The organism is Streptomyces albidus (ex Kaewkla and Franco 2022) (assembly GCF_013870515.1).
Classification (GTDB): Bacteria; Actinomycetota; Actinomycetes; order Streptomycetales; family Streptomycetaceae; genus Streptomyces; species Streptomyces albidus.
Window position 1 is genome coordinate 1 of sequence record NZ_JACBXA010000404.1, and the last position, 3,345, is coordinate 3,345.

At 72.6% G+C, this 3,345-nt stretch carries 3 protein-coding genes and 2 pseudogenes; 1 reads left to right on the forward strand and 4 read right to left on the reverse strand.

Going from position 1 to position 3,345, the window contains the following annotated elements; all coding sequences use genetic code 11:
* The 3 genes and pseudogenes from H5J26_RS29620 to H5J26_RS29630 all read right to left on the reverse strand — a co-directional run.
* A pseudogene (locus H5J26_RS29620) lies at positions 1–261 on the reverse strand (4-(cytidine 5'-diphospho)-2-C-methyl-D-erythritol kinase); the annotation flags it as partial.
* Positions 258–1,085, reverse strand: a complete 828-nt coding sequence (gene rsmA, locus H5J26_RS29625; protein WP_235981238.1) for a 16S rRNA (adenine(1518)-N(6)/adenine(1519)-N(6))-dimethyltransferase RsmA — start codon at positions 1,083–1,085, stop codon at positions 258–260. The pseudogene H5J26_RS29620 and the gene rsmA, both read right to left, overlap by 4 nt.
* Positions 1,086–1,213: 128 nt before the next feature.
* Positions 1,214–2,170, reverse strand: a pseudogene (locus H5J26_RS29630) (ubiquitin-like domain-containing protein); the annotation flags it as partial.
* 155 nt (positions 2,171–2,325) lie between these two features.
* Here H5J26_RS29630 and H5J26_RS29635 point away from each other — a divergent pair.
* On the forward strand, positions 2,326–3,066 hold the full coding sequence (locus H5J26_RS29635) for an HAD family hydrolase (protein ID WP_181769044.1): 741 nt from the start codon (positions 2,326–2,328) through the stop codon (positions 3,064–3,066).
* 67 nt (positions 3,067–3,133) lie between these two features.
* Here H5J26_RS29635 and H5J26_RS29640 read toward each other — a convergent pair.
* Positions 3,134–3,345 (reverse strand): methylmalonyl-CoA mutase family protein (locus tag H5J26_RS29640; protein WP_235981237.1); only part of this gene is annotated, 212 nt, incomplete at its 5' end.

Consider the following 3,345-nt stretch of genomic DNA (forward strand, 5'->3'; position numbering starts at 1 on the left):
TGCCCGGCCGTGCCGCTCCGCCAGGAGCCGCGCCGCGCGCGCCGCCAAGTTGCTTCCGTCCAGAGGTACTTGCGCGGCGTCCGGGCCGGAGACGGTGACTTCCAGCTCCTCGGCCGGAGATGCGGTGACCTCGTCGTACAGGCCGACGGCGAGGAAGACGTTCGCGAGGTCGTGGAAGCCGTCGGGCCGCACACCGCCCACCGCGAGCTGGACGTTGACCTTGGCGGGCACCCGTACGGTCACGTGGTCGGCGTCTGTCACGCGGCGGACTCCTTGCGCTGGCCGTGCTGTTCGGCGATGGACGCAAACTCCTCGACGGTCAGGGCCTCTCCGCGTGCCTGCGGGGAGACTCCGGCGCGGGTCAGCGCCTCCTCGGCGGCGGCTGCCGAGCCGGCCCACCCGGAGAGCGCCGAGCGCAGCGTCTTGCGCCGCTGTGCGAACGCCGCGTCCACCACGGCGAAGACCTCTTCGCGGCTCGCGCTCGTACGCGGCGGATCGCGGCGCACCAGCGAGACGAGCCCCGAGTCCACATTCGGCGCCGGCCAGAAGACACTGCGGCCGATCGCGCCCGCCCGCTTCACCTCGCAGTACCAGGCGGCCTTGACCGAGGGAACGCCGTAGACCTTCGAGCCGGGCGGTGCCGCGAGCCGGTCGGCGACCTCCGACTGGACCATGACCAGGGCGCGTTCGAGGCTCGGGAAGGTGGCCAGCATGTGCAGCAGGACCGGAACGGCCACGTTGTAGGGGAGGTTGGCGACCAGCGACGTGGGTGGCGCTCCGGGCAGCCGGCTCACCTGCATGGCGTCGGCGTGCACGAGCGTGAAGTGGTCCGCGCGGTGCGGCAGTCGGGCCTGCACGGTGGCCGGGAGCCCCGCCGCGAGCTGGTCGTCGACCTCGACTGCGATCACCTGGTCCGCGGTCTGGAGCAGGGCCAGGGTCAGGGAGCCCAGACCGGGCCCGATCTCCAGTACCGAGTCGTCCGCGCGGACATCGGCGGTGCGCACGATCCTGCGGACCGTGTTCGCGTCGATGACGAAGTTCTGCCCCCGCTGCTTGGTCGGACGGACGCCCATCGCCGCGGCCATCTCACGGATGTCGGCCGCGCCGAGGAGAGCGTCCGTCTCGGATGCCGTCTCGGAGGCCGTTTCAGAGCCCGCGTCGGAGTCCGGGCCGGGATCGGGACCGGTGTCTGGGCCGGAGTCGGGGGCTGCGTTCACCGCGCCAGTTTACGGCCGCAGAACGGCCACGGACTCGCCCCCTCCGAGATGTAGAGCTTCTTGGCGCGGAAGGTCTGCTCCTCGGCGGGCGCGTCCTGCGGGCGGCCGCTTCCTCCCAGGCCACGCCAGGTGTGGTGGTCGAACTGGTAGAGCCCGCCGTAGCGCCCCGAGGCGTCCACCGCGTGCGGCCGGCCGCCGGACTCGCACTGCGCCAGCGCCTGCCAGTCGAGATGGTCCGCGCCCGGCACGGAACGCGGCAGCGGTCTCGTGCCGACCCGGATGATCTCTTTCCGGGGATGCCGCAGCACTTCCACGGCGATCCGTCTCGGCTTCTCCCGCATGCCGTTGACGGTACGCAGCCGGTAGGTCACACGGCGGATTCCGGTCCGCCCCGCACGGGCCACGACCTCCGTGCCGCGCGTCAGTTCGGGATCCTGATGACGCACCGTGTCGAAGGCGATCCGCTCCTCCTTCACCTTCTCCCTGCCGGTGATCCGCATGACGGTGATGGTCTGCCCGTCGCGCGGAAAGCTCTCCATCGGCACGGATGTGGTGTCCAGGCCTCCCAGTTCGATGCCGGCGTCGCCGAGCGCTTCGAGCACCGTCGAGGCGTTCGTGCGCACGGTCTGCTCCTCGCCGTCGGCGAGGAAGGTGATGCCGCGCTCGGTCCGTACGTCCAGGGTGATGCCCGCACGGCCGATGGCGGCGCTGGGCGCCAGCGAGATTTCGGCGCCCTGCGTGCGCACGCCGAACTGCCGCAGCGCTCCCTGGACGGTGCGCGCGGTCGTCCACACGCGGTGCCGGCTGCCGTCGAGTGTGAGGTCGACGGGACGCCCGTAGCGCACCGCGATCTCGTCCCCGTGGGTCAGAGCCTGCTGCGGGGAGGGGCCGACGGTGTCGTGTTCGCCGACCTTCAGGCCCTGCTCGTCGAGGAGTTCACCGACGTCGTCCGCTTTCCAGGCGGGGGGGGGCGGGGTCTGGTGCGTGCGATCGCAAGGCGGAGGAGGAGAGCGCAGCGGGCTGCGCCGACGACCGACACCGCAGATAGCGTGCGTGCCAGGCCCCCCGCCCCAGGCGGGATTTCGCGGACACCCCCTAGGAAGCTCACATGACCGATCACCTCGTCCAAGGCCCCGAGGGCCCCATCCGTGCCCGCAACTCGCCGCCCCCGCCGCCCCTTCGGGCGGTTCTCTTCGACTTCTCCGGCACGCTCTTCCAGATCGGCGCCTACGCGGACCGCATCCGCGCCCTGCTTCCGCGGCCGGTGGAGGAAGCCGAGATGGAGGAGATCCTCGCGGGCCTCGAGGCGGGTCTCCAGGACCCGGGAGTGGTCGAGGCGCAGCGCGGCCGCGACGTCTCCTCCAAGGCCCACCGGCACGCCTTCACGACGTGGTACTCCTCCGCCCCGGCCCTGGCCCCCTACGCGGACGCGATGTACGAGCAGCTGCAGGCACCGGAGCACTGGCGCCCGTACGCGGACGCCGAGGCGACGCTGGCGCATCTCGCCCGGCGGGGCATCGCTCTGGGCGTGGTCAGCGACGTCGGCTGGGACCTGCGCCCGACCTTCGCCCACCACGGGCTGGACCACTACTTCTCGGCCTGGGTGCACTCCTACGAGCACGACTCGGAGAAGCCGGACCCGCAGCTCTTCCGGCACGCCTGCCGGGAGTTGGACGTCCCCGTGGAGGAGACGCTGATGGTGGGCGACCATCCGGCCAAGGACGGCGGCGCGGCAGGCGCCGGGCTCCGCGCCTACGTCCTTCCCGCGGGCGCCGCCCCGGGTTCTCAGCGGGGCCTCGACGCGGTGCACCGCTTGGTCTTCCCGGACGCCTCGGGTCAACAGCCCTGACGGGTCGGCCCGTCGGGAGCCGAGGCGCCCGACGGGCCGACCGCAGGGTCACCCGACGCCGAGGGCGTCAGACCGCGTCGGCCGGGACGTAGGTTCCCCAGACGTCGCGCAGGGCGCCGCACACCTCGCCGACCGTCGCGCGGGCGCGCAGTGCCTCCTTCATCGGCGGGAGCACGTTGCCGGTGCCCTCCGCCGTTTCGCGCAGTCGCGCCAGTGCCGCCGTGACGGCCGCCTGCTTCGGCCGGTTCGTCGACGCCCTCGAGCAACTCGCCCGCGGAG